The organism is Stenotrophomonas sp. 05N37, assembly GCF_056397365.1.
In genome coordinates this window covers 488,117-510,895 of record NZ_JBFTNG010000002.1, presented here as the reverse complement: position 1 = coordinate 510,895, position 22,779 = coordinate 488,117, and the positions used below count along the sequence as shown (strand labels likewise).

The 22,779-nt window shown below is 67.6% G+C and carries 17 protein-coding genes; 16 read left to right on the top strand and 1 reads right to left on the bottom strand.

Annotation, left to right across the window (positions count from 1 at the left end; translation table 11 throughout):
- Positions 1-415: 415 nt before the first annotated feature.
- On the bottom strand, positions 416-1,111 hold the full coding sequence (locus AC1DGC_RS08895; RefSeq protein WP_259204108.1) for an AIM24 family protein: 696 nt from the start codon (positions 1,109-1,111) through the stop codon (positions 416-418).
- Between the two features lie 281 nt (positions 1,112-1,392).
- Between AC1DGC_RS08895 and AC1DGC_RS08890 the strand changes: the two genes are divergently transcribed.
- From AC1DGC_RS08890 to AC1DGC_RS08815, 16 genes are all read left to right on the top strand, one after another.
- Positions 1,393-2,892 (top strand): GGDEF domain-containing protein, encoded by a 1,500-nt coding sequence (locus AC1DGC_RS08890; protein ID WP_259204106.1) that lies wholly within the window; start codon positions 1,393-1,395, stop codon positions 2,890-2,892.
- A gap of 124 nt (positions 2,893-3,016) precedes the next feature.
- A complete protein-coding gene (gene pyrH / locus AC1DGC_RS08885; protein WP_259204085.1) occupies positions 3,017-3,748 on the top strand; it encodes a UMP kinase in 732 nt (243 codons plus the stop codon).
- 113 nt (positions 3,749-3,861) lie between these two features.
- Positions 3,862-4,419, top strand: coding sequence for a ribosome recycling factor (frr, locus tag AC1DGC_RS08880; protein ID WP_256776804.1), 558 nt, complete (start codon positions 3,862-3,864; stop codon positions 4,417-4,419).
- A gap of 5 nt (positions 4,420-4,424) precedes the next feature.
- Entirely contained in the window at positions 4,425-5,195 is a 771-nt protein-coding gene (gene uppS / locus AC1DGC_RS08875; RefSeq protein WP_478047686.1) for a polyprenyl diphosphate synthase, read from the top strand.
- Complete coding sequence (locus AC1DGC_RS08870) at positions 5,192-6,016, top strand: phosphatidate cytidylyltransferase (RefSeq protein WP_259204070.1); 825 nt, start codon at positions 5,192-5,194, stop codon at positions 6,014-6,016. The genes uppS and AC1DGC_RS08870 overlap by 4 nt, the downstream gene beginning before the upstream one ends.
- A gap of 2 nt (positions 6,017-6,018) precedes the next feature.
- Positions 6,019-7,209: a 1-deoxy-D-xylulose-5-phosphate reductoisomerase gene (gene dxr, locus AC1DGC_RS08865; protein ID WP_259204068.1), complete on the top strand. Its 1,191-nt coding sequence runs from the start codon at positions 6,019-6,021 to the stop codon at positions 7,207-7,209.
- Positions 7,210-7,243: 34 nt separating this feature from the next.
- The gene (gene rseP, locus AC1DGC_RS08860; protein WP_478047685.1) at positions 7,244-8,602 is read left to right on the top strand and encodes an RIP metalloprotease RseP; all 1,359 of its coding nucleotides are present in this window, start codon (positions 7,244-7,246) and stop codon (positions 8,600-8,602) included.
- 73 nt (positions 8,603-8,675) lie between these two features.
- The gene (gene bamA / locus AC1DGC_RS08855) at positions 8,676-11,039 is read left to right on the top strand and encodes an outer membrane protein assembly factor BamA (protein ID WP_478047684.1); all 2,364 of its coding nucleotides are present in this window, start codon (positions 8,676-8,678) and stop codon (positions 11,037-11,039) included.
- 521 nt (positions 11,040-11,560) lie between these two features.
- Complete coding sequence (gene lpxD, locus AC1DGC_RS08850) at positions 11,561-12,583, top strand: UDP-3-O-(3-hydroxymyristoyl)glucosamine N-acyltransferase (protein WP_394161322.1); 1,023 nt, start codon at positions 11,561-11,563, stop codon at positions 12,581-12,583.
- Positions 12,580-13,035 (top strand): 3-hydroxyacyl-ACP dehydratase FabZ, encoded by a 456-nt coding sequence (gene fabZ, locus AC1DGC_RS08845; RefSeq protein WP_259204058.1) that lies wholly within the window; start codon positions 12,580-12,582, stop codon positions 13,033-13,035. Before lpxD ends, fabZ begins: the two co-directional genes overlap by 4 nt.
- 19 nt (positions 13,036-13,054) lie before the next feature.
- Positions 13,055-13,846 carry an acyl-ACP--UDP-N-acetylglucosamine O-acyltransferase gene (gene lpxA / locus AC1DGC_RS08840; RefSeq protein ID WP_259204055.1) on the top strand — a complete coding sequence of 264 codons (792 nt, stop codon included), beginning with the start codon at positions 13,055-13,057 and terminating at the stop codon, positions 13,844-13,846.
- Positions 13,843-15,111, top strand: coding sequence for a lipid-A-disaccharide synthase (lpxB, locus tag AC1DGC_RS08835; RefSeq protein WP_259204052.1), 1,269 nt, complete (start codon positions 13,843-13,845; stop codon positions 15,109-15,111). Before lpxA ends, lpxB begins: the two co-directional genes overlap by 4 nt.
- Positions 15,108-15,767 (top strand): ribonuclease HII, encoded by a 660-nt coding sequence (locus AC1DGC_RS08830; protein WP_478047683.1) that lies wholly within the window; start codon positions 15,108-15,110, stop codon positions 15,765-15,767. The genes lpxB and AC1DGC_RS08830 overlap by 4 nt, the downstream gene beginning before the upstream one ends.
- 1,085 nt (positions 15,768-16,852) lie before the next feature.
- Positions 16,853-20,434, top strand: coding sequence for a DNA polymerase III subunit alpha (gene dnaE, locus AC1DGC_RS08825; RefSeq protein ID WP_449334808.1), 3,582 nt, complete (start codon positions 16,853-16,855; stop codon positions 20,432-20,434).
- A 31-nt stretch (positions 20,435-20,465) separates the two neighbouring features.
- Positions 20,466-21,338, top strand: coding sequence for a hypothetical protein (locus tag AC1DGC_RS08820; RefSeq protein ID WP_478047682.1), 873 nt, complete (start codon positions 20,466-20,468; stop codon positions 21,336-21,338).
- Positions 21,339-21,451: 113 nt separating this feature from the next.
- On the top strand, positions 21,452-22,411 hold the full coding sequence (locus AC1DGC_RS08815) for an acetyl-CoA carboxylase carboxyltransferase subunit alpha (protein WP_259204040.1): 960 nt from the start codon (positions 21,452-21,454) through the stop codon (positions 22,409-22,411).
- The last annotated feature ends 368 nt before the right edge of the window (positions 22,412-22,779 follow it).

Below are 22,779 nucleotides of genomic sequence, written 5' to 3'. Positions count from 1 at the left end.
ACTCGCCAGCCATTAACCACCCACCACCACTGACTCACCCGTCACCACCCAACACCACTGACTCACCAGCCACCACCCCACACCACTGACTCACCAGCCACCACCCCACAGCAAACCGACACCCCCCACCGCCCCCCGGCTGTTGCCGTTGCCCTCCCAACGCGCCCGCACATTGTCGGGGGTTGGTGCGGGTGGGCTGGCGGGACCGTTGGGCGCCATGGATGGCGCCCACGAGCCTCCAGGGATGGATTCACGGCGTGTCCCGCCAGCCCACCCGCGCCGACCCAACCCGCGGCACCGCGGCGCCGCAGTTGCAGTTGCAGTGGCAGTGGCAGTTGAAGTTGAAGTTGACGTTGAAGTTGACGTTGACGCAAAAAAGCCGCGCGCCAGCGCACATCCCCCCCCCCCCCCACCCTCACCCCTTCGACTGGAACGTCACTTCCTCGTACGGCTGCACCACCACCCAGCCCTCGCCCGCGAAACGCATCTGCAGGCTCTCGCCCGACCCGCGTCCCACCAGCGTCCCCAGCGAAATGTCGGTCACGATCTCCGGCACCAGCGACCCCGACCAGGCCACCGTCGCGTTCGGATCGGTGAACACCGGCCCGCCCTGCGCCGTCACCGGCAGCGTCATCGGCTCGTAGTGCGACGTCATCGCCACGATCCCGTGCCCGCTCAGCTTCACGTTGAACAGGCCGCCGGACAGCATCCCCGCCACCTTCTTCATCATCGTGATCTTCGACGCCACGCCCGTCTCGAACGCCAGCACATCGTTGCCGTTGACGAAAATCGACTCCCCCGCCAGCCGCACCAGCGTCACCTGCTTGCCCGCATCGGCCAGGTACACCCGGCCCTGCCCCTCGACCTTCATCAACTGAAGGCCCTCGCCGCTCACCATCTTCTTCAGCAGCGTGCCCAACCCCTGCTCCAGCAGCCCCTGCCGGGTGAACTTCACCCCGCCCTTGCGCGCCACCATCGAGCCCGCCTTGGCCCATACCATCCCATCGACCCGGACCTCCAGCATGTGCGGGCTTTCCAGCTCGAAAGCATCGGCACTGACGTCCTTTTCCTGGGTGGTGGACAGAAATTCCTGCAGCGTCTTGACCGCCATGTGGTGCGCCTTCCTTGTGAATGAACCGCGCATGGTAGCGCTACGCGGCCCGCAACGCCGCGCCGGGCCGCAGCCGAGCCCTCCGACCCTCCCCCTACGCCGGCGAATGTGTTACCAAGGGCGCGACGAACACACCCGCCGCGATCTGCCCACCGGGCTTGCATGGCATGGCGCATCACCATCGTGATGCCCACGCCAGCGTGGAGCCCAGGGCAGGAATCAACGCTCAAATCTGTGACGGACTCCATGTATTCTTGCCACAACACACACATCATCCCGCCATGCCTCCCGAGCTGACAGCCGCCCTGGCGCTCTGCCGCAACCTGCCCTCGCCGCCAGGCATTGCCCTGCGCATCATCGAACTGGCGCAGGACCCGGAAGCGGACATCACCACCGCCGCCGACATCATCGCCATCGACATGGCCTTGAGCGCGCGCATGCTGCGCATCGCCAACTCGCCCCTGTATGCCAGCCGCCGCCGGATCGAGAACCTCGGCCAGGCACTGACCATGCTCGGCCTCAACGCCACCGTCAGCCTCGCCTTGGGCTTCACCGTCACCCAGGGCCTGACCGCACCGGGCCGGGGCCAGGACCTGCGTGAGCGCGCCTGGCGGCGCAGCATCCTCAGCGCCCTGGCCGCCAGCCTGCTCGGCCAGGCCCGTGGCCTGCGCAAGGCCGAGGAACTGATGCTGGCCGGCCTGCTGCAGGACCTGGGCATCCTGGTGCTGGCCCAGTCGCAGCCGGACACCTACCTGCCGCTGTTGCGCCAGGCCACCGACAACGACGCGCTGGTCGCGCTGGAACGCGAGCACCTGCAGTCCAGCCATGCCGACGTCGGCGCCTGGATGGCCGAGCAATGGGATCTGCCGCGCTACCTGGTGGACAGCATCGCGCGCAGCGAGTCGCCGGCCGCCGCCGAAGACACCTTCCAGGCCTGCGTGGCGCTGTCCGGCGCGGTCGCCGACATCTGGCTCAACGCCGACGCCGATGCCGCGCGCGAACACGCGCTGCAGCAGGTCAACGAAACCCTGCAGCTGGACAGCGCCCAGTTCGACCAGGTGCTGGCCCGCATCGGCGAGGCCCTGCCCGACATCAGCGCCCTGTTCGAAACCACCCTGTTCTCGCCCTCGCGCGTGCAGCAGTTGATCGACCACGCCCAGGAACTGGCCACCCTGCGCAACCTGCGCGAAATGCAGGATGCCGCCCTGGCCCGGCAGCGTGCCGACGAGTTCGAGGCCCGCGCCAACCGCCTCGCCGAGCAGGCCCACCGCGACGCGCTCACCGGCGTGCTCAACCGCCGCCAGCTCGAGGCCGTGCTGGAACAGGAATTCCTGCGCGCCACCCGGCACGGCTGGCCGCTGTCGGTGGCCTTCATCGACCTGGACGACTTCAAGAAGATCAACGACGCCCACGGCCACCTGATGGGCGACCAGGTGCTGCGCGCCTTCGCCGGCAAGCTGCAGGAACAGCTGCGCAACAGCGACACCGTGGCCCGCTTCGGCGGCGAAGAGTTCATCGCCCTGCTGCCCAACACCACCGAGCTGGTCGCGCTGGACGTGGTGCGCCGGGTACTGGCCAACATCGTCAACACGCCCATGGCCGAAGTCCCCGACGGCCCCCTGTTCGTCACGTTTTCCGCCGGCGTGGCGACCCAGGGGGGCTACGAGCGTTTCGCCGATGTTCAGGACCTGTTGAAGGCGGCCGACGACGTCCTCTACCGCTCCAAGAACCTGGGCCGCAACCGCGTCATCGCTCGCTCTCCGGGCACCGCCCCGGCCTGACCGGGGCGCCCCGCCGGCCGTGGCCGGGGCCCTCCCGGCCGCCGCCGCAGTGCAACAAGTTTTCTCACGGTGCGACCCGGCTTCCAGTAGAATTCCCGCGTTTTCCACGCATCCAGAGGCCACCATGTCCAATCTTTCCTATCGTCGCATCCTGCTGAAAGTTTCCGGGGAGGCACTGATGGGGGATGAGGACTACGGCATCGACCCGAAGGTCATCAACCGCCTCGCCCGCGAAGTGATCGAAGCCCAGCAGGCCGGTGCCGAAGTGGCGCTGGTGATCGGCGGCGGCAACATCTTCCGCGGCGCCGGCCTGGCCGCGGGCGGCATGGACCGGGTCACCGGCGACCAGATGGGCATGCTGGCCACCGTGATCAACGCGCTGGCCATGCAGGACGCGCTGGAGAAGCTCGGCGCCAAGGCGCGGGTGATGAGCGCGATCAAGATCAACGACGTGTGCGAGGACTACATCCGCCGCCGCGCCATCCGCCACCTCGAAAAGGGTCGCCTGGTCATCTTCGCCGCCGGCGTCGGCAGCCCGTTCTTCACCACCGATTCCGGCGCGGCCCTGCGCGCGATCGAGATCGGCGCGGACCTGCTGCTGAAGGCCACCAAGGTCGACGGCGTGTACGACAAGGACCCCAACAAGTACGCCGATGCGGTCCGTTTCGACAGCCTGACCTACGACGAAGTGATCCGTCGCGGCCTGGAAGTGATGGACACCGCCGCCTTCGCCCTGGCCCGCGACAGCGACCTGCCGCTGCGCGTGTTCGACATGGGCCAGCCGGGCGAGCTGCTGAAGATCCTGCACGGCGAGAACATCGGGACCCTGGTGAAGGGTCGCGACCCGGCAGCCTGAACGCGGCACGCGCCGCTCCCCCGGGGAGCGGCCGCTGGCGGCAGCGATAAGGCGGCCAGGCCCCGTATTCGCCTATAATCGCCCGATTACCGGTTACATCCAGGATTCGGGCGATGCTCAACGAAATCAAGCAGGACGCGCAGACGCGCATGGCAAAGAGCATCGATGCTCTGAAGCACACCCTCACCTCCATCCGCACCGGCCGTGCGTCCCCGGCCCTGCTGGACCGCATCACCGTCAAGGCCTACGGCACCGACACCCCGCTCAACCAGGTCGCCTCGATCAGCGTGTCCGAAGGCCACTCGCTGGTCATCACCCTGTTCGACAAGGGCATGATCAAGGACGTCGAGAAGGCCATCTACGCCTCCGACCTCGGCCTGACCCCGAACGTGGCGGGTACCGTCATCCGCCTGAACCTGCCGCCGCCGACCGAAGAGCGCCGCAAGGAGCTGGGCAAGCAGGTGCAGAAGGAAGGCGAAGGCGCCAAGATCGCCATCCGCAACATCCGCCAGGACGCCAACAAGGCGATCGCCGCGCTGATCAAGGACAAGGCGATCAGCGAAGACGACAAGAAGCGCGGCGAAGACGACATCCAGAAGCTGACCGACAAGTCCATCAAGGACGTCGACAGTGTCGTGGCCGAGAAAGAAAAGGAACTGATGGCGGTCTGAGCCCCATGTCCCAGGCCCCGACCACCCCGACCCTCGCGCCGATCCCGCGCCACGTTGCCATCATCATGGATGGCAACGGGCGCTGGGCGCAGAAACGACGCCGCCCGCGCGTGATCGGCCATCGCGCCGGCGCGCGCGCGGTCAACCGCACCATCGATTTCTGCCTGGAGCGTGGCGTCGCCGCGCTGACCCTGTTCGCCTTTTCCAGTGAAAACTGGGGCCGGCCGAGCGAGGAAGTCGACGCGCTGATGAAGCTGTTCCTCAATGCGCTCGACCGCGAGGTGGACGAGCTGCATCGCCGTGGCGTGCGCGTCCGCTTCATCGGCGAACGCGAGCGCTTCGGCGCCGCGCTGGTCAGCCGCATGCAGCTGGCCGAGCAGCGCACCGCCGACAACCGCGCGATGACCCTTAGCATCGCCGCCAGCTACGGCGGCCGCCAGGACATCGCCCGGGCCGCACGCGAGCTGGCCGCGGACGTGGCCGCCGGCCGCCTGCTGCCCGAACAGATCGACGAGGCGATGCTGTCCAGCCGGGTCGCCCTGGCCGACCTGCCGCCGCCAGACCTGTTCATCCGCACCGGCGGCGACACCCGCATCAGCAATTTCCTGCTGTGGCAGCTGGCCTATACCGAACTGTGGTTCACCGACGTGCTGTGGCCCGAGTTCGACGCCGCCGTCCTGCAGCAGGCGCTCGACGCCTACGCCGCACGTGAACGCCGCTTCGGCCTGACCAGCGCCCAGATCGCCGCCCTGGCCACCGAGACGTCCCCCCCATGACCAAGACCCGAGTCATCGCCGCGCTGATCATGGCGCCGGTCGCCATCCTCGCCATTCTCATGCTGCCCACCCAGTGGCTGGCCGCCGCCGCCGCCGCCGTGTTCCTGATCGGGCTGTGGGAATGGCTGAAGCTGGCCGACGTGGACGACACCCTCGCCCGTACCGTGCTGCTGGTGCTGAACCTGTTGCTGATGGTGCTGATGGTATGGGCCGGCGACGGCTCGCTGGTGCTGTACCAGATCGCCGCGCTGGTCGGCATCGCCTGGTGGCTGATGGCGCTGCTGTGGCTGCGCTTCTTCACCTTCGGCGCCAGCCCGAGCAGCCCGGCGCGCGCGCTCAAGCTGCTGGCCGGCACCCTCGCCATCGTGCCGGCATGGGCCTCGCTGGTGCTCATCCACGCCAGCGGCGACAACGGCCACCTGTGGCTGCTGACCGCGCTGGCGGTGGTGTGGGCCGCCGATTCGGGCGCCTACTTCGCCGGCCGCACCTTCGGCCGCACCAAGCTGGCGCCGCGGATCAGCCCCAACAAGACCTGGGAAGGCCTGGGCGGCGGCATGCTCGCCGGCCTGATCGTCGCGCTGGGCTTCGGCTGGCTGGCCGGCATCGACGGCGGCCACGTGGTCGGCCTGGTCGTCACCGCCGTGGTCACCGTGTTCGCCTCGGTGCTGGGCGATCTGTACGAGAGCCTGATCAAGCGCCACGCGGGCGCCAAGGACTCGGGCCACATCATTCCCGGCCACGGCGGCGTGCTGGACCGCATCGACGGCGTGCTCGCCGCGCTGCCGGTGTTCGCGCTGGGCAAGGAAATCTTCGGATTCTGACCATGGATGCCGTCAACGCTCCCCGCCGGGTCGCCGTGTTCGGCGCCACCGGCTCGATCGGCGCATCCGCGCTGGATGTGATCGCGCGCCATCCGGACCGTTACCAGGTCACCGTGCTGGCGGCGGGCCGGCAGGTGCAGGCGCTGGTCGCGCTGTGCGCCGCGCACCGCCCCGCGCACGCCGTGATCGCCGACGAGGCCCTGTACGCCGCGCTGCGCGATGGCCTGCGCGATGCCGGCCTTGCCACCGAGGCCCACGCCGGCGCCGCCGCGCTGGATGCCCTGGCAGCCAGCGACCAGTGCGACACCCTGGTCGCGGCGATCGTCGGTGCCGCCGGGCTGTCCTCGACCCTGGCCGCCGCCGCGGCCGGCAAGCGCATCCTGCTGGCCAACAAGGAGTCGCTGGTGCTGGCCGGCGAACTGCTGATGCGCCAGGCCGCCGCGGGCGGCGCCGAGATCATCCCGATCGACAGCGAGCACAGCGCCATCTTCCAGTGCCTGCGCTCGCGCGATGCCAGCCTGGACGGGGCCGGCGTGCGCCGGATCCTGCTGACCGCCTCGGGCGGGCCGTTCCGTGGCCGCAGCCGCGCCGCGCTGGCGCAGGTCACCCCGGCCCAGGCCGTGGCGCACCCGAAGTGGTCGATGGGGCCGAAGATCTCGGTCGATTCGGCGACGTTGATGAACAAGGGGCTGGAGGTCATCGAGGCCCACCACCTGTTCAACGTGCCCGGCGAGCGCATCGAGGTGCTGGTGCACCCGCAGAGCCTGGTCCATTCGCTGGTCGAGTTCATCGACGGATCGACCCTGGCCCAGTTGGGGCTGCCGGACATGCGCACCACCCTGGCCGTCGGCCTGGGCTGGCCGCAGCGGATCGAATCGGGCGTCGGCGGGCTGGACCTGCTGCGCCAGGGCCGGCTGGATTTCGAGGCCCCCGACAACGACGCCTTCCCCTGTCTGGGCCTGGCCTGGCAGGCGATGGCCGCCGGCGGCACTGCCCCGGCCATCCTCAATGCCGCCAACGAAGTCGCGGTTTCAGCGTTTCTTCAGGGAAAGACCGCTTTCCTTGCCATTCCAGCGCTGGTCGCTAACGCTCTGGCAACACTGTCGGTGGAGTCCGCCGATACACTGGAGGTCCTGCTGGCCGCCGACCAGCGCGCCCGCCTGATCACCCAAACCGCCATCGACCACGCCTGAATGCCCTTCCCGCCCTTCTCCAGCATCGTCGCCCATGGGTGAGTTCATCCGATCCGTCTGGTGGATGATCGTCAGCCTTGGCGTGCTGGTGACGTTCCATGAGTTCGGCCATTACTGGGTCGCACGGCGCTGCGGGGTGAAGGTGCTGCGGTTCTCGGTCGGCTTCGGCCGGCCGCTGTGGATGCGCCGCAACCGCGCGGGCACCGAGTTCGCCATTGCCGCGATCCCGCTCGGCGGCTATGTGAAGATGCTCGACGAGCGCGAGGTCGAGGTGCATCCGCATGAACGCGGCCAGGCCTTCAACCACAAGACCGTCTGGCAGCGCATTGCCATCGTCGCCGCCGGGCCGGTCGCCAACCTGCTGCTGTGCATCGCCCTGCTGTGGGCGATGTTCGTGCTCGGTCGCCAGGACTACTCGGCCACCATCGGCCGCAGCACCGGCATGGCCCAGGCCGCCGGGCTGCAGGCCGGCGACCGCGTGCTCAGCGTGGACGGCCGCAGCGTGGCCACCGCGGGCGAGGCCAGCATGGCCCTGACCACCGCGGCGATGGACCGCCACGACGCCCGCATCGAGGTGCGCGACAGCCTGGACCAGGCCCACACCCGCAGCCTGCCGCTGTCGCAACTGCCCGCCGGGTTCAACGAGCGCCACGTGCTGGCTTTGGCGGGCGTGGGCTGGCTGTCCTCGCTGCAACCGGCGCTGGTGGACAAGGTCCTGCCCGATTCGGCCGCCCAGGGCGTGGTGATGCCCGGCGACCTGATCGTGGCCATCGACGGCCAGCGCATCGAAGGTGCCGACCAGGTGACCCCGCAGATCCGCACGCTCGGCGAGCGCGGTGGCCCCGGCATGGTCGAGGTGCTGCGCGGCGGCGAACGGCTGGCGCTGGAGCTGACCCCACGCCAGGGCAAGGACGCGCAGGGCGCGCCGGTCTGGCAGCTGGGCATCGGCTTTGCGCAGGCCAGCGCCCCGGCCTATGACGCCAAGCTCCAGTACGGGCCGCTGGCCGCGCTGCCGGCGGCGCTGCGTGAAACCGCGCGGATGGCCGGCGACTCGCTGGGCATGATGCGCCGCATCGTGACCGGCAACGCCTCGCTGCAGAACATTTCCGGCCCGGTCACCATCGCCCGGGTGGCCAACGTCTCGGCCCAGCGCGGGGCCGACTGGTTCCTGTATTTCCTGGCCCTGCTGTCGCTGAGCCTGTGCATCATCAACCTGCTGCCCATCCCCATCTTGGACGGCGGGCACCTGCTGTATTACCTTATTGAGTTGGTCAAGGGCAGCCCGCTGAGCGAGCGCGCCATGGCCGCCGGGCAGTACGTGGGCCTGGCGCTGCTGGCCGGGCTGATGGGACTGGCGTTCTACAACGACATCCTCAGCCTGCCGCTGCGATGAACTTTTTCCCTTTTGTCGTCGTCTTATGCGCCGGCATCCCGCAACATTGCATTCGACTCCAACCGGACGTGACATGACGCGACTCCCCAATCGCCGCCTGCTTGCCCTCGCACTCGCCGCCGGTTTCGGCGTGCCCGCCCTGGCGCAGGCAGCCGAGCCCTTCACCGTCAGCGACATCCGTGTCGATGGTCTGCAGCGCATCACCTCCGGTACCGTGTTCACCTACCTGCCGGTGGAACGTGGCGACACCCTGACCGACAACAAGGTCGGCGAGAGCATCCGTGCGCTGTACAAGACCGGCTTCTTCGAAGACGTCCAGGTGGCCCGCCAGGGCGACATCCTGGTGGTCACGGTCAAGGAACGCCCGGCGATCAACAAGCTGACCGTCACCGGCAACAAGGACATCAAGAGCGACCAGCTGCTCAAGGGCCTGAGCGACATCGGCCTGAGCGAGGGCGGCACCTTCGACCGCCTGAGCCTGGACCGCGTGACCCAGGAACTGCGCCGCCAGTACAACGACCGTGGCAAATACAACGTCGACATCACCCCGACGGTGAGCCCGCTGGACCGCAATCGCGTGGACATCACCATCGCGATCAAGGAAGGCAAGGCCGCCAAGATCCAGCACGTCAACCTGGTGGGCACCGAAAAGTACCCGGCCGAAGACATCCTGGAGACGTGGGAGTCCAAGGAGCACAACTGGGCCTCGTGGTACCGCCGCGATGACCAGTACTCCAAGGAAAAGCTGTCCGGCGACCTGGAAAAGCTCAACTCCTGGTACCTGGACCGCGGCTACGTGGACTTCAGCATCGACTCCACCCAGGTGTCGATCAGCCCCGACAAGCGCGACATGTTCATCACCGCCGGCGTGACCGAGGGTGAGCAGTACAAGATCTCCGACATCAAGGTCACCGGCGACACCATCCTGCCGCAGGCCGATGTCGAGCGCATGGTCATCCAGAAGTCCGGCGACACGTTCTCGCGTGCCCTGCTGGAATTCAGCTCCGATGCGATCACCAACTCGCTGTCCAACATCGGCTACGCCTTCGCCAAGGTGAACCCGATCCCGACCAGCAACCGTGCCGAGCAGACCGTCGCCATCAACATGCAGGTCGTTCCCGGCCCGCGCGTGTCGGTGCGCCGCATCACCTTCAAGGGCAACACCCGCACCTCCGACGAAGTGCTGCGCCGCGAAATGCGCCAGTTCGAGAACAGCTGGTACTCGCAGGCCGCGATCGATCGTTCCAAGATCCGCCTGCAGCGCCTGGGCTACTTCGAGTCGGTCGACGTGGAAACGCCGCCGGTCACCGGCAGCAACGACCAGGTCGACGTGGTCTACAACGTCAAGGAAACCACCTCGGGCAGCTTCGTGTTCGGCCTGGGCTATTCGCAGTCCTACGGCATGACCACCTCGGTGCAGCTGTCGCAGAACAACTTCCTCGGCGGCGGCAACCGCGTGTCGGTCGAAGCGTCGCGCAGCAGCTACCTGCAGCGTTACGGCTTCAGCTACACCAACCCGTACTTCACCGACGACGGCGTCTCGCTGGGCTACAACCTGTCCTGGCGCGAACTGGACTACTCCGACTTCAACACCGCGCAGTACAACAGCACCAACGGTGCCGCGCAGGTGGTGTTCGGCGTGCCGATCACCGAGAACGACACCGTCTCGCTGATGGTGGGCATCGACAGCAACCAGATCACCACCTATCCGGGCTCGACCCCGCAGTCGATCATCGACTACATCAACGCCGTCGGCCGCAAGACGTTCCACTCCTGGCGCAGCGAGCTGGGCTGGGCGCGCGATACCCGCAACGACTACTTCATGCCCACCCGCGGTACCTACCAGCGTGTCGGCCTGGAAACCACCCTGCCCGGCTCGACCGTCGAGTACTACAAGCTGAACTACCAGTTCTCCAAGTACTGGCCGATCATCCCGTCGCTGGTCATCAACACCCGCGCCGAAGTCGGCTACGGTGACAGCTACGGCAAGGACATGTCCGCCGTGGTCACCGAGCCGGACGGCACCACCCGCGTGGTGACCGCCTCGGGCCTGCCGTTCTTCGAGAACTTCTACGCCGGCGGTACCAACTCGGTGCGTGGTTTCGAAGACAACACGCTGGGTCCGCGCGAAGTGACCCGTGGCTACCCGAACGGGCAGCCGCTGGGCGGCTCGCTCAAGACCGTGGGCTCGGTGGAAGCCTACTTCCCGCGTCTGTTCGACAGCCCGTCGGCGCGCATCTCGGCCTTCGTCGACTTCGGCAACGTCTACAACGGCGTGGACAACTTCAAGGCCAACGAGCTGCGCGTGTCCACCGGTGTGGCCCTGCTGTGGCGCGCCCCGGTCGGCCCGATCTCGATCAGCTACGCGTTCCCGTTGAAGAAGGAAGACGGCGACGAAATCGAGCGCCTGCAATTTACGTTTGGCGGTCAGTTCTGACCGTCGAAGGTAACCCAAGGTTTGCGTTGCAAACCTTGGGGCCTGTCCTGCCTCCTTAACCCCGCGCCTGCCGGCGCGCGCCCTTCAACAAGAAGGGGGCTCTCCACCAGATGCGGTACGCATTCGCCGGGCTTTGCCCGGCGTTTTCGTTTTTGGGTGGGGAATGATCGGTGCCGAGTCGGGCTGGGCGTGATCGTTGCTCGGTACCGCGTGGGGTGCGTATCGACCCTTGCTTGGTACGAATGCCCGGGATCAACGGGAGCCGGCCATCGGCCAGTCCTCCTGGTCCGCGCTGGCACCGAATCGTCCGGGCCGTGGCGGGGCATCATGGCCTGGGCCGTTGGGCTGCATGGTTGCCGCCCACCAGCCCCCCATGGATGGGCTTTACCGCCTGTCCTGGACGTGGCTGACCGCCATGAGGCCGCGCGACAGCTGCCAGGGCGCCACGCCACCACTAGCCCGCCAACGTCCAAAACCCCGACCCGCATGACCGTTTCGGCGGCGCACGGTAAACTCCCCCGGTGAATACTCCTACCTACTCCGCCCAGCAACTCGCCGAGCAGTTTGGCCTGCAGGTCCATGGCCAGGCCGATACCGCCATCCATGGCGTGGCCACGCTCGCCCATGCCGGCCCCGGCCAGCTGACCTTCCTCGCCAATCCGCGCTACCGCTCCCTGCTGGCCGACAGCCAGGCCGGGATCGTGGTGCTGCGCGCCGAGGACGCCGATGCCGCCCCCGGCACCGCGTTGATCGCCAAGGACCCGTACACCACCTTCGCCAAGATCGCGGCGCTGTTCGACATTGCGCCGTCGCGGCCGCCGGGCATCCATCCGAGCGCGGTCATCGACCCCAGCGCCCAGGTGGCCGCCAGCGCGCATATCGGCCCGTTCGTCAGCATCGGCGCCGGCAGCAGCGTCGGCGAGAACTGCATCATCGGTGCCGGCAGCATCATCGGCGAGGACTGCCACCTGGATACCGGCTGCGAACTGATTGCCCGGGTCACCCTGGTTACCCGGGTCAGGCTCGGCAAGCGCGTCCGCGTGCATCCCGGTGCCGTGCTCGGCGCCGACGGCTTCGGCCTGGCCATGGACGCCGGCGCCTGGATCAAGGTGCCCCAACTGGGCGGCGTGCGCATCGGCAACGACTGCGAGATCGGCGCCAATACCTGCGTCGACCGTGGCGCCCTGGAAGACACCGTGCTCGACGACGACGTGCGCCTGGACAACCTCGTGCAGATCGCGCACAACGTCCAGATCGGCTCGCACTCGGCCATCGCCGGCTGCACCGGCATCGCCGGCAGCGCCAAGATCGGCCGCTACTGCCTGCTCGGTGGGCATGTCGGCGTCGTCGGCCATCTCGAAATCTGCGACAAGGTCGTCATCACCGGCAAGTCGGTGGTGCGCAACTCCATCCATGAGCCGGGCGAGTACTCGTCCGGCACCCCGTTGACCGACAACCGCACGTGGCGCAAGAACGCCGCGCGCTTCAAGCAGCTGGATGCCCTGGCCCGTCGCATCCTGTCTGTGAGCAAGGAGAAGGAATGAGCCACGACCAGAAGATGCCTGACATCAAGCAGATCCAGGCACTGATCCCCCACCGCTATCCGTTCCTGCTGGTCGACAAGGTCATCGCGATCGATTACGAGAAGCGGACCATCATCGCCACCAAGAACGTCAGCATCAACGAGCCGTTCTTCCAGGGCCACTTCCCCAGCCAGCCGATCATGCCCGGCGTGCTGATCATCGAAGCCATGGCCCAGGCCGGTGGCGTGCTGACCCAGTTGACCCTCGGCCGTGACGCGCAGTCCAAGCTGTTCTACATGGTCAAGGTGGACAAGGCCCGCTTCACCAAGCAGGTAGTGCCCGGCGACGTGCTGGAAATGCACGTGGAGATCAAACGCGTCATCCGCAACATGGCGGTGTACGACTGCGTGGCCAAGGTCGACGGCGAGGTGGTCGCCTGCGCCGAAGTGCTGTGCGCCGGCACCCGCGAATGACCCAGGCAGGAGACCTGCAATGAGCAACAACGCCCCTCTCATCCACCCTACCGCGGTCATCGACCCGTCGGCGAGATTGGCTGCGGATGTGCGCGTCGGTGCGTTCTGCCTGATCGGCGCCGATGTCGAGATCGGCGCCGGCACCGAGGTCGGCCCGCACTGCTCGATCCACGGCCCGACCCGGATCGGCCGCGACAACCGTTTCATCGGCCACGCCGCGATCGGCGGCGAGCCGCAGGACAAGAAGTACAACGGCGAGCGCACCCAGCTGGTGATCGGCGATGGCAATGTCATCCGCGAGTTCGTCACCATCAACCGCGGCACCGAGGGTGGCGGCGGCATCACCACCGTTGGCGATGACAACTGGATGCTGGCCTACACCCACGTGGCCCACGACTGCCATGTGGGCAGCCACTGCGTGTTCTCCAACAACACCACGCTGGCCGGCCACGTCACCGTCGGCGACTACGTGATCATCAGCGGCTTCGCCGGGGCACATCAGTTCTGCCGGATCGGCGCGCATGCCTTCCTGGGCATGGGCGCGCTGACCAATGGCGACGTGCCGCCGTTCACCATGGTGGGCAGCGACTCGCTGGGTCGCCCGCGCGGGATCAACAGCGAAGGCCTCAAGCGCCGCGGCTTCGATGCCGAGCGCATCGCCAGCATCAAGCGCGCCTACCGCACGCTCTACGTGGCCGGCCTGCCGTTGGCCGAAGCCAAGCTGCAGCTGGCCGAACAGGCCGAGCACAGTGCCGACGTCAAGGACCTGCTGGACTTCATCGAGCACGCCGAGAGGCCGCTGCTGCGATGACGGCGCCGGGCGGGCACCTTCCAGCGGGCACGACCGCCGAGATCATCGACCTGGCGACGGCGGCCGATGCCCTCGAGCGGGTGGTCCACGCGCATGGCTCGACGCGGCCGGTGCGGATCGCGCTTGTCGCCGGCGAAGCCTCTGGCGACCTGCTCGGCGCGGGCCTGGTGCGCGAGCTCAAGGCGCGGTTCCCGAATGCGGAGTTCGCCGGCATCGGCGGCGATGCGATGCGCAGCGCCGGCTGCCAGACCTGGTTCGATGCCAGCGAGCTGGCGCTGATGGGGCTGACCGAGATCCTGCGCCACCTGCCGCGGCTGTTGAAGCTGCGCGGTGAGTTCCGCACGCGGGCGCTGGCATGGGAACCGGACGTGTTCATCGGCATCGATGCGCCGGACTTCAACCTGGGCGTGGAGCGCTGGCTGAAGGAACGCGGGATCACCACGGTGCACTACGTGAGCCCGTCGGTATGGGCCTGGCGCGAGAAGCGCGCCGAGAAGATCGGGGCCAGCGCCGACCTGGTGCTGTGCCTGTTCCCGATGGAGCCGCCGATCTACGCCAGGCACGGTATCGATGCCCGCTTCGTCGGGCATCCGATGGCCGACGACATTCCCCTGCACAGCGACCGCGAGCAGGCGCGCGCGGCGCTGGGCCTGCCATCCAACGCAAAAGTGCTGGCGGTGCTGCCGGGCAGCCGGTTGGGTGAGATCGGCCGGTTGGGCGGGCCTTTCTTCGAGGCGGCCTGGCAGGTATCCGAGCGCATTCCGGGGCTGCACGTGGTGGTACCGGCAGCCAACCCGGCGTGTCGCCAGTTGATCAGCGAGCAGTTGTCGCGCTCGGCGTTGCCGGTGGCGTACTCGCACCTGCTCGATGGCGATGCCCGCAACGCGATGATCGCTGCGGACGTGGTGGTGCTGGCGTCGGGCACGGCGACGCTGGAGACGATGCTGGTGAAGCGGCCGATGGTGGTGGGGTACCGGGTGGCCGAGCTGACCTATCGGATCGTGAAGGCGCTGGGGTTGATCAAGGTGGACCGTTTCGCGCTGCCGAACATCCTGGCGGGCAAGGACCTGGCGCCGGAGTTGATCCAGCACGACTGCATCCCCGACAAGCTGGCCGCGGCGATCCTGCAGTGGTTCGACCACCCGCAACGGGCGATCGACCTGCAGGACACTTACCAGCGGCTGCACCTGCAACTGCGGCAGGACGCGTCGGCGCGTGCGGCCGATGCGGTGGCCGAGTTGCTGGCGCGCAAGGCGGCGGCGTGAGCCGGCGCAAGGCAGCGGCGGCGTCGCTGGCGCTGTTCGACGGGGCGGCACTGGCGACAGTGGCGCCGCGCTATGTGGCCGGGGTGGACGAGGCTGGACGTGGTCCGTTGGCGGGGCCGGTGGCGGTGGCGGCGGTGGTGTTCTGCCCGGACCGACCGCGCCTGAACGGGCTGGATGATTCCAAGCAGTTGACGGCGGCCCGGCGTGATCAGTTGTTCGAACGGATCCAGGACCGTGCGCTGGCCTTCCACGTGGTGATGGTGGAGGTGGGCGAGATCGATGCGTTGAACATCTACCAGGCGACGATGCTGGGGATGCGGCGTGCGGTGGAGGGGGTGGCGCACGTGGCGCAGTTCGCGCGGATCGACGGCAACGTGGTGCCCAAGGGGCTGCCCTGCCCGGCGCAGGCGCTGGTGGGCGGCGACGGGCTGGACCGGGCGATCATGGCGGCGTCGATCCTGGCCAAGGTGAGTCGCGATCGTTTCATGCTGGGGCTGCACGCGCAGCACCCGGAGTACGGGTTCGACCAGCACAAGGGCTACGGGACGCCAGCCCATCTGGCTGCATTGCGTTCGCACGGCCCCTGTCCGCAGCATCGGCGGAGTTTCGCGCCGGTGCGGGCGTGTTTTGAGGACGGGGTTGTGTTGGCGGGGTGATTTGGTTTTTTTTAAGAGCCGGAGCTGAAAGCTACAGCTACAGCTACAGCTACAGCCAGAGCCAAGGCCAGAGCCAAAACCCGATTGCCGGTGGTTACGGGTTGAGGGGGGCACGGTTGGGTTCGCGGGACACGCCGCAAGTACGTCCATGTAGGCTCCTTTTGCGCCATCCATGGCGCAAAACGGGTCCCGCAAACCCAACCGTGCCCCCCTCCGACAGATGATCGGTGCGCAGGGGTTTTTAGGAGCAGGTCTTGGGGGCGCTGGGGAACAGCGGATGGTTCGATATCTGGGGATGATGCAGACGCGGAAGCTGAGTCTGGTCCAGCTCTGATTTTTATCTGGGTCTGTTCTTGGTCCGCGTTTGGATTTGGGTTTGGATTTGGGTTTGGATTTGGGTTTGGATTTGGGTTTGGATTTGGGTTTGGATTTGGGTTTGGATTTGGGTTTGGGTCTGGATTTAGATCTGGGTTTAGATCTGGGATTGGATTTGGGTTTGGATTTGGCTTCAGGTGCCGAGCAACGCTCGGCACTACCTCCCCCTCCGCTCACGGGGGCGCCTCTCTCACCCCTCGACCAAGCCGCTCCGGCTCCTGGCTCCGCTCCTGCTCCTAGCTCCGCTCCTGCTCCTGGCTCCGCTCCTGCTCCGGGCTCCGCTCCTGCTCCGGGCTCCGCTCCTGCTCCTGCTCCTGCTCCTGCTCCTGCTCCCGCTCCTGCTCCCGCTTCCCCCATGCGCCCCAGAGATGTGTAGAGGGGTGGTGGAGGCAGGGTCGCGGGACCGTCATGCGCCATGGATGGCGCATGTCGAGCCTACAGGGACGTACTTGCGGCGTGTCCCGCGACCCTGCCTCCGCCACCCCACCCTCAGCACCAGCACAAGACAGGCGCCGTTGCCGTTGCCGTTGCTGTTGCTGTTGCAGTTGCAGTTGCAGTTGCAGTTGCCGTCAGCCAATCGCCCCAGCACCCGCAAAACCAACCCTGAAACCTGAACCCACCCCGCAACGCCCGCCCCCCGACCTGGCCTGTCAAGCCTTGTCCGCCCCCGCCCGCGCCGCTACCCTGACCGGGCATTACATTGGCCCGGCATGTCCACTTCCCGTTTCGTACATCTCCACGTCCACACCGAGTTTTCGCTGGCGGATTCGACCATCCGTGTCCCCGCGAAGCCGGATCAGGCTGACCCGAAGAAAGCCAAGCAGGCCAACCTGCTCAGCCGTGCGGTCGAACTGAAACTGCCCGCGCTGGCAGTGACCGACCTCAACAACCTGTTCGCGCTGGTCAAGTTCTACAAGGCCGCCGAAACCGTTGGCATCAAACCGATCGCTGGTGCCGACATCATGATCGCCGAAGAGGGCATGACCCCCTGGCGCATGACCCTGCTCTGCCGCGATCGCGACGGCTACCTCAGCCTGTCCCGCCTGCTCACCCGCGCCTGGATGGAAGGCCATCGCCCCGAGGGCGGCGTCGCCGTGCATCCGGAGTGGCTCAAGGCAGGGTGCCACAACCTCTTTGCGCTCGCCGGCCGCGACAGCCTCGCCGGCCGCCTGGCCAGCGAAGGCCGCCACGACCTGGCCGAACAGCAGCTCGCCGACTGGCAGCGCGTATTCGGCGATGGCCTGCACCTGGAGCTCACCCGCACCGGGCGCGATGGCGAAGAAGCCTTCAACCAGTTTGCCCTCCTCGCCGCCGGCCAACGCGGCCTGCCGGTCGTTGCCAGCAACGACGTGCGCTTCCTGCAGCCGGAGGATTTCGCCGCCCACGAAGCACGCGTCTGCATCTCGTCCGGCCGCGTCCTCGACGACCCCAAGCGCCCGCGCGACTACAGCGACCAGCAGTACCTCAAGTCCGCCGAGGACATGTGCGCCCTGTTCGCCGACATCCCCGATGCGATCGACAACACCCTCGCATTGGCCGAGCGCTGCAACATCGAGATGCGCCTGGGCACCTATTTCCTGCCCAACTACCCGGTGCCCGAAGAGGAGACCCTCGACAGCTGGATCTGCGCCGAGTCGCGCAGGGGCCTGGAAGCGCGCCTGGAAAAGAACCCGCTCGCCGAAGGCAAGACCCGCGCCGACTACTTCGAGCGTCTGGAATTCGAGCTGGCCACCATCATCAAGATGGGCTTCCCCGGCTACTTCCTGATCGTGGCCGACTTCATCCAGTGGGGAAAGAACCAGGGCATCCCGATCGGCCCCGGCCGTGGCTCCGGTGCCGGCTCGCTGGTCGCCTGGGCGCTGCAGATCACCGACCTCGACCCGATCCCGTACAACCTGCTGTTCGAGCGGTTCCTCAACCCCGAACGCGTGTCGATGCCCGACTTCGACATCGACTTCTGCATGGACCGTCGCGACGAAGTCATCGACTACGTCGCGCGCAAGTACGGCCGCGAACGCGTCAGCCAGATCATCACCTACGGCACCATGGCCGCCAAGGCCGTGGTCCGTGACTCCGGCCGCGTGCTCGGCTTCCCGTATGGCCTGGTCGACGGCGTCTCCAAGCTGATTCCCAACATCCTGGGCATCTCGCTCAAGGATGCGATGGGCGAAGGCAAGGACTCGGAAATGGCCTCGCCGGAGCTGATCCAGCGCTACCAGAACGAGGACGACGTCCGCGACCTGATCGACCTGGCCCGCCAGCTCGAAGACCTCACCCGCAATGCCGGCAAGCACGCCGGCGGCGTGGTGATCGCGCCCGAACCGCTGGCCGAATTCTGCCCGCTGTTCGCCGAACACGATGAAGGCGGCCGCGGCCGCAACCCGGTCACCCAGTTCGACAAGAACGACGTCGAAGAGATCGGCCTGGTCAAGTTCGACTTCCTCGGCCTGCGCACGCTGACCATCATCGACTGGGCGGTCAAGGCGATCAACAAGCGCCACGAGCGCGCCGGCATCCCGCCGGTGGACATCACCGCGCTGCCGCTCGACGACGTGGCCACCTACAAGGACATCTTCGCCAACGGCAATACCGGCGCGGTGTTCCAGTTCGAATCCTCGGGCATGCGCCGCCTGCTCAAGGACGCGCGCCCCGACCGCTTCGAAGACCTGATCGCGCTGGTGTCGCTGTATCGCCCCGGCCCGATGGACCTGATTCCCTCCTTCAACGCGCGTAAGCACGGCCAGGAAGAAATCATCTACCCCGATCCGCGCACCGAAGCGATCCTGAAAGACACCTACGGCATCATGGTGTACCAGGAGCAGGTGATGCAGATGGCGCAGATCGTGGGCGGCTATTCGCTCGGCGGCGCCGACCTGCTGCGCCGCGCGATGGGCAAGAAGGTGCCGGCCGAAATGGCCAAGCACCGCGAGATCTTCCGCGAAGGCGCGGCCAAGGACGGTGTGGGCGAAGCCAAGGCCGACGCCATCTTCGACCTGATGGAGAAGTTCGCCGGCTACGGTTTCAACAAATCCCACGCCGCCGCCTACGCGCTGGTCAGCTACCAGACCGCCTGGCTCAAGCGCCACTACCCGGCCGAGTTCATGGCGGCCACGCTGTCCTCGGACATGGACAACACCGACAAGGTGGTCGGCTTCCTGGCCGAGGTGCGCAACCTCGGCCTGACCGTGCTGCCGCCGCGGGTGAACGAGTCCGCGTACATGTTCGAAGCGTCCAGTGCCGACACCATCGTGTACGGCCTGGGCGCGATCAAGGGCGTCGGCCAGGGTGCCTGCGAGGCGATCGTGGAGGAACGCCAGCGTGGCGGCCGCTACGCCTCGCTGCTGGATTTCTGCATGCGGTCGGAGTCGGGCAAGCTCAACCGGCGCACGCTGGAAGCGATGATCAACTGCGGCGCGATGGACGGGCTCGGCAAGAACCGCGCATCGCTCATGCTGCAGCTGCCTGAAGTGCTCAAGGCCACCGACCAGATGGCGCGCGAGAAGGCCTCCGGCCAGAACTCGCTGTTCGGCGCGCCCGACCCGGTGACCACCGCGATGCAGCTGGAACTGCCCGAGGCCAAAGAGTGGGCGCTGGGCCAGCTGCTGGAAGGCGAACGCGAAACGCTGGGGTTCTACCTCAGCGGCCACCCGTTCGACCCTTACGCCGATGACGTCAAGGAGCTGGTCGGCACCGACCTGGGCATGCTTGAGAAGCTGATCCCGCCGGCGCGCCCGAGCAAGGATGGCGAGAAGCGGGCCTGGCGCCAGGAGACCCCGGTGATCCTGGCCGGCTTGGTCGTGGGCGTGCGCCGCAAGGGCGAAAGCCAGATCTTCATGCAGCTCGAAGATGGCAAGGGCCGCGTGGAGTGCAGCGCGTTCACCGATGGCCTGGCCGAGTTCGGCCACCTGATGACCAAGGACCGCATCCTGGTGGTCAAGGGCGGCCTGCGCGAGGACGAGTTCAACGGCGGCTACGCCCTGCGCATCCGCCAGGTCTGGGACTACGAAGACATCTGCGCCAACTACGCCACGCGCCTGTCGCTGCGGCTGGACCTGCGCCAGGACAGCGCGGTGTGGACCCGTGTCAACGCGCTGCTCGACCGCCACCGCCCGGGCCGCACGCCCCTGCGCCTGGACCTGCTGCTCGGTTCCGAACAGGGACCGGTGGCCGGCATGCTCGACGTGGCCGGCGATATCGCCGTGCGCGTGGACAGCCACCTGGTCGACGCGCTGCGCGCCGACCCCGCCGTTCGCACGCTGAAGGTGCGCTACAGCCCACCGTGGGCAAACTGACCCGCGCCATCCGTTCGACAGGTACCGTGTTTTGATCAAGCGTTTCGCCGTGCTGCTGCTTGCAGCCGTTGCCATTGCCGGCTGCTCCAGCCCGTCCCAGACCTTCGAGATCGACAACCCGGGCGATGTGCCCCTCACCCTGCGCATCGACGGCAACGAACTGCCGATCGCCGCGCACGCCTCGCGCCCGGTCAAGCTCAAGCCCGGCGAGCACCACCTGCAGAGCCCGGCACTGGGCGATGTGCGGTTCATCGTCTACGCCCGCGGCAAGGGCGGCCTGATCAACCCGACGCTGGCCGAGTACGTGATCGCCAGCGAGATCTACGTCACCGACCCGGACAAGCTCAAGCACTTCGGCACCCCCAACCAGCACATCGAGCTGGGCGGCGTGGGCTTCGACGGGCCCTACAGCGCGACCCACGCGTTGTTCATCGACCAGGCCTGGAGCTTCGGCGTGCGCGAACCGTTCCCCGACGAACAGACCGTGGCGCACGTCGACGCGACCGGCGGGCGGATCAGCACCAAGATCTTCACCGCCCCGGACTTCATCGCCTATGTCGAGGCCAGCCGCGGCGAGCCGGGGGCCTACCGCCGCCAGCAGCCGGCCGGCTACCAGGCCCCGGTCTTCACGCTGGAGGCGGCACCGACCGCCCTGCCCGCGCTGGCCCCGGCCTTCGAGGCCCATGCCGCCCCGCTGCGCGAGCTGTACGCGCGCTACCTCAAGGCCACCACCGCCGACGCCCAGCTGCAGCTGCAGCAGGAGGCCTTCCAGGCACAGATGGCCTTCACCGCCGCCACCGCACGCCTCGGCGCCGATCTGCCGGTCGAGGCCAACACGGGCTACAACACCTTCGTGCAGACCCGCGCCACGCTGATGGGCAGCGCCGCCCTGGTCGTGCCCTGAGCTGACTGGCGCCCCCCGCCCCGCTGCGCTACCGTCGGTTTCCAGACGACGGCGTACGGGGCTTTTCGGCGCATTCGGCTACACTTTCCCTCTTTTCTTCACGACGGTTTCCGATGAATCCGAACTACCTCGACTTCGAGCAACCCATCGCTGATCTGGAGGCGAAGATCCAGGAACTGCGCAGCGCCAGCGCCGGCCCTGCGGTCAATGTCGAGGCCGAGGTGAACGCCCTGCAGGACAAGCTGCGGGTGCGTACCGCGCAGATCTTCCGCAACCTGTCCTCCTGGCAGGTCCTGCAGCTGGCCCGGCATCCCTCGCGCCCGTACACCGCCGACTACATCCGCATCATCTGCGATGAGTTCCAGGAACTGGCCGGCGACCGTGCCTTCGCCGACGACAAGGCGATCATGGGCGGCCTGGCCCGCATCGGCGGCCGCTCGGTGATGCTGATCGGCCACCAGAAGGGCCGCGACACCAAGGAAAAGATCAAGCGCAACTTCGGCATGCCCAAGCCGGAGGGCTACCGCAAGGCGCTGCGCCTGATGAAGATGGCCGAACGCTTCGGCCTGCCGGTGCTGACCCTGATCGACACCGCCGGCGCCTGGCCGGGCATCGATGCCGAATCGCGCGGCCAGTCCGAAGCGATCGCGCGCAACCTGCTGGAGATGGCCGAGCTGAAGGTGCCGGTGATCTGCACGGTGATCGGCGAAGGCGGCTCCGGTGGCGCCCTCGCCCTGGGCGTGGGCGACCGCACCGTGATGCTGGAATACAGCGTGTACTCCACGATCACCCCCGAAGGCTGCGCCTCGATCCTGTGGAAGGACGCGGGCAAGGCCAAGGACGCGGCCGAGCAGTTGGGCATGACCGCCCCGCGCCTGAAGGGCCTGGGCCTGATCGACAAGGTCGTGCGCGAGCCGACCGGCGGCGCGCACCGCAACCCGAACCAGATGGGCAAGCGCCTCAAGGCCGTACTGCTCAACGAGCTGGACGCGCTGCAGAAGCTGTCGGTGGACGAGCTGCTGGCCAGGCGCTACACCCGCCTGCGCAGCTACGGCACCTACGAAACGGTCTGAGCCACCCCAGAAGTGCGCCACGAAAAAGCCGGACGCCAACGCGCCCGGCTTTTTTCATGCGCGGCCCCAAGCGCGGCCGACCATGCGCGACACCCGTGCCCGGCCCCATGCGCGGGCCCCCATGCCCGGCCCCCCATGCCCGGCCCCCATGCCTGGTCGGCTATCGCGGTGCCCGACCCAAGGCAGCCGACCAACGGTCGGCTCTACCGATCCGGCGTCGCCCTCACGGGCGCAGCAGCACCTCGCCGTTGCGGCCCGGCTCGAGGCGGGCCTTGGCGGTATCGGCCATCTCATCCAGTAAATCCAACGGGCCCACCAAGCGCGGCCCACCATGCGCGACACCCGTGCCCGGCCCCATGCGCGGGCCC

Coding starts and splice junctions, on each gene's coding strand:
- AC1DGC_RS08895 (WP_259204108.1), bottom strand. CDS start 1,111: ATGGCGGTCAAGACGCTGCAGGAATTTCTGTCCACCACCCAGGAAAAG.
- AC1DGC_RS08890 (WP_259204106.1), top strand. CDS start 1,393: ATGCCTCCCGAGCTGACAGCCGCCCTGGCGCTCTGCCGCAACCTGCCC.
- pyrH (WP_259204085.1), top strand. CDS start 3,017: ATGTCCAATCTTTCCTATCGTCGCATCCTGCTGAAAGTTTCCGGGGAG.
- frr (WP_256776804.1), top strand. CDS start 3,862: ATGCTCAACGAAATCAAGCAGGACGCGCAGACGCGCATGGCAAAGAGC.
- uppS (WP_478047686.1), top strand. CDS start 4,425: ATGTCCCAGGCCCCGACCACCCCGACCCTCGCGCCGATCCCGCGCCAC.
- AC1DGC_RS08870 (WP_259204070.1), top strand. CDS start 5,192: ATGACCAAGACCCGAGTCATCGCCGCGCTGATCATGGCGCCGGTCGCC.
- dxr (WP_259204068.1), top strand. CDS start 6,019: ATGGATGCCGTCAACGCTCCCCGCCGGGTCGCCGTGTTCGGCGCCACC.
- rseP (WP_478047685.1), top strand. CDS start 7,244: ATGGGTGAGTTCATCCGATCCGTCTGGTGGATGATCGTCAGCCTTGGC.
- bamA (WP_478047684.1), top strand. CDS start 8,676: ATGACGCGACTCCCCAATCGCCGCCTGCTTGCCCTCGCACTCGCCGCC.
- fabZ (WP_259204058.1), top strand. CDS start 12,580: ATGAGCCACGACCAGAAGATGCCTGACATCAAGCAGATCCAGGCACTG.
- lpxA (WP_259204055.1), top strand. CDS start 13,055: ATGAGCAACAACGCCCCTCTCATCCACCCTACCGCGGTCATCGACCCG.
- lpxB (WP_259204052.1), top strand. CDS start 13,843: ATGACGGCGCCGGGCGGGCACCTTCCAGCGGGCACGACCGCCGAGATC.
- dnaE (WP_449334808.1), top strand. CDS start 16,853: ATGTCCACTTCCCGTTTCGTACATCTCCACGTCCACACCGAGTTTTCG.
- AC1DGC_RS08815 (WP_259204040.1), top strand. CDS start 21,452: ATGAATCCGAACTACCTCGACTTCGAGCAACCCATCGCTGATCTGGAG.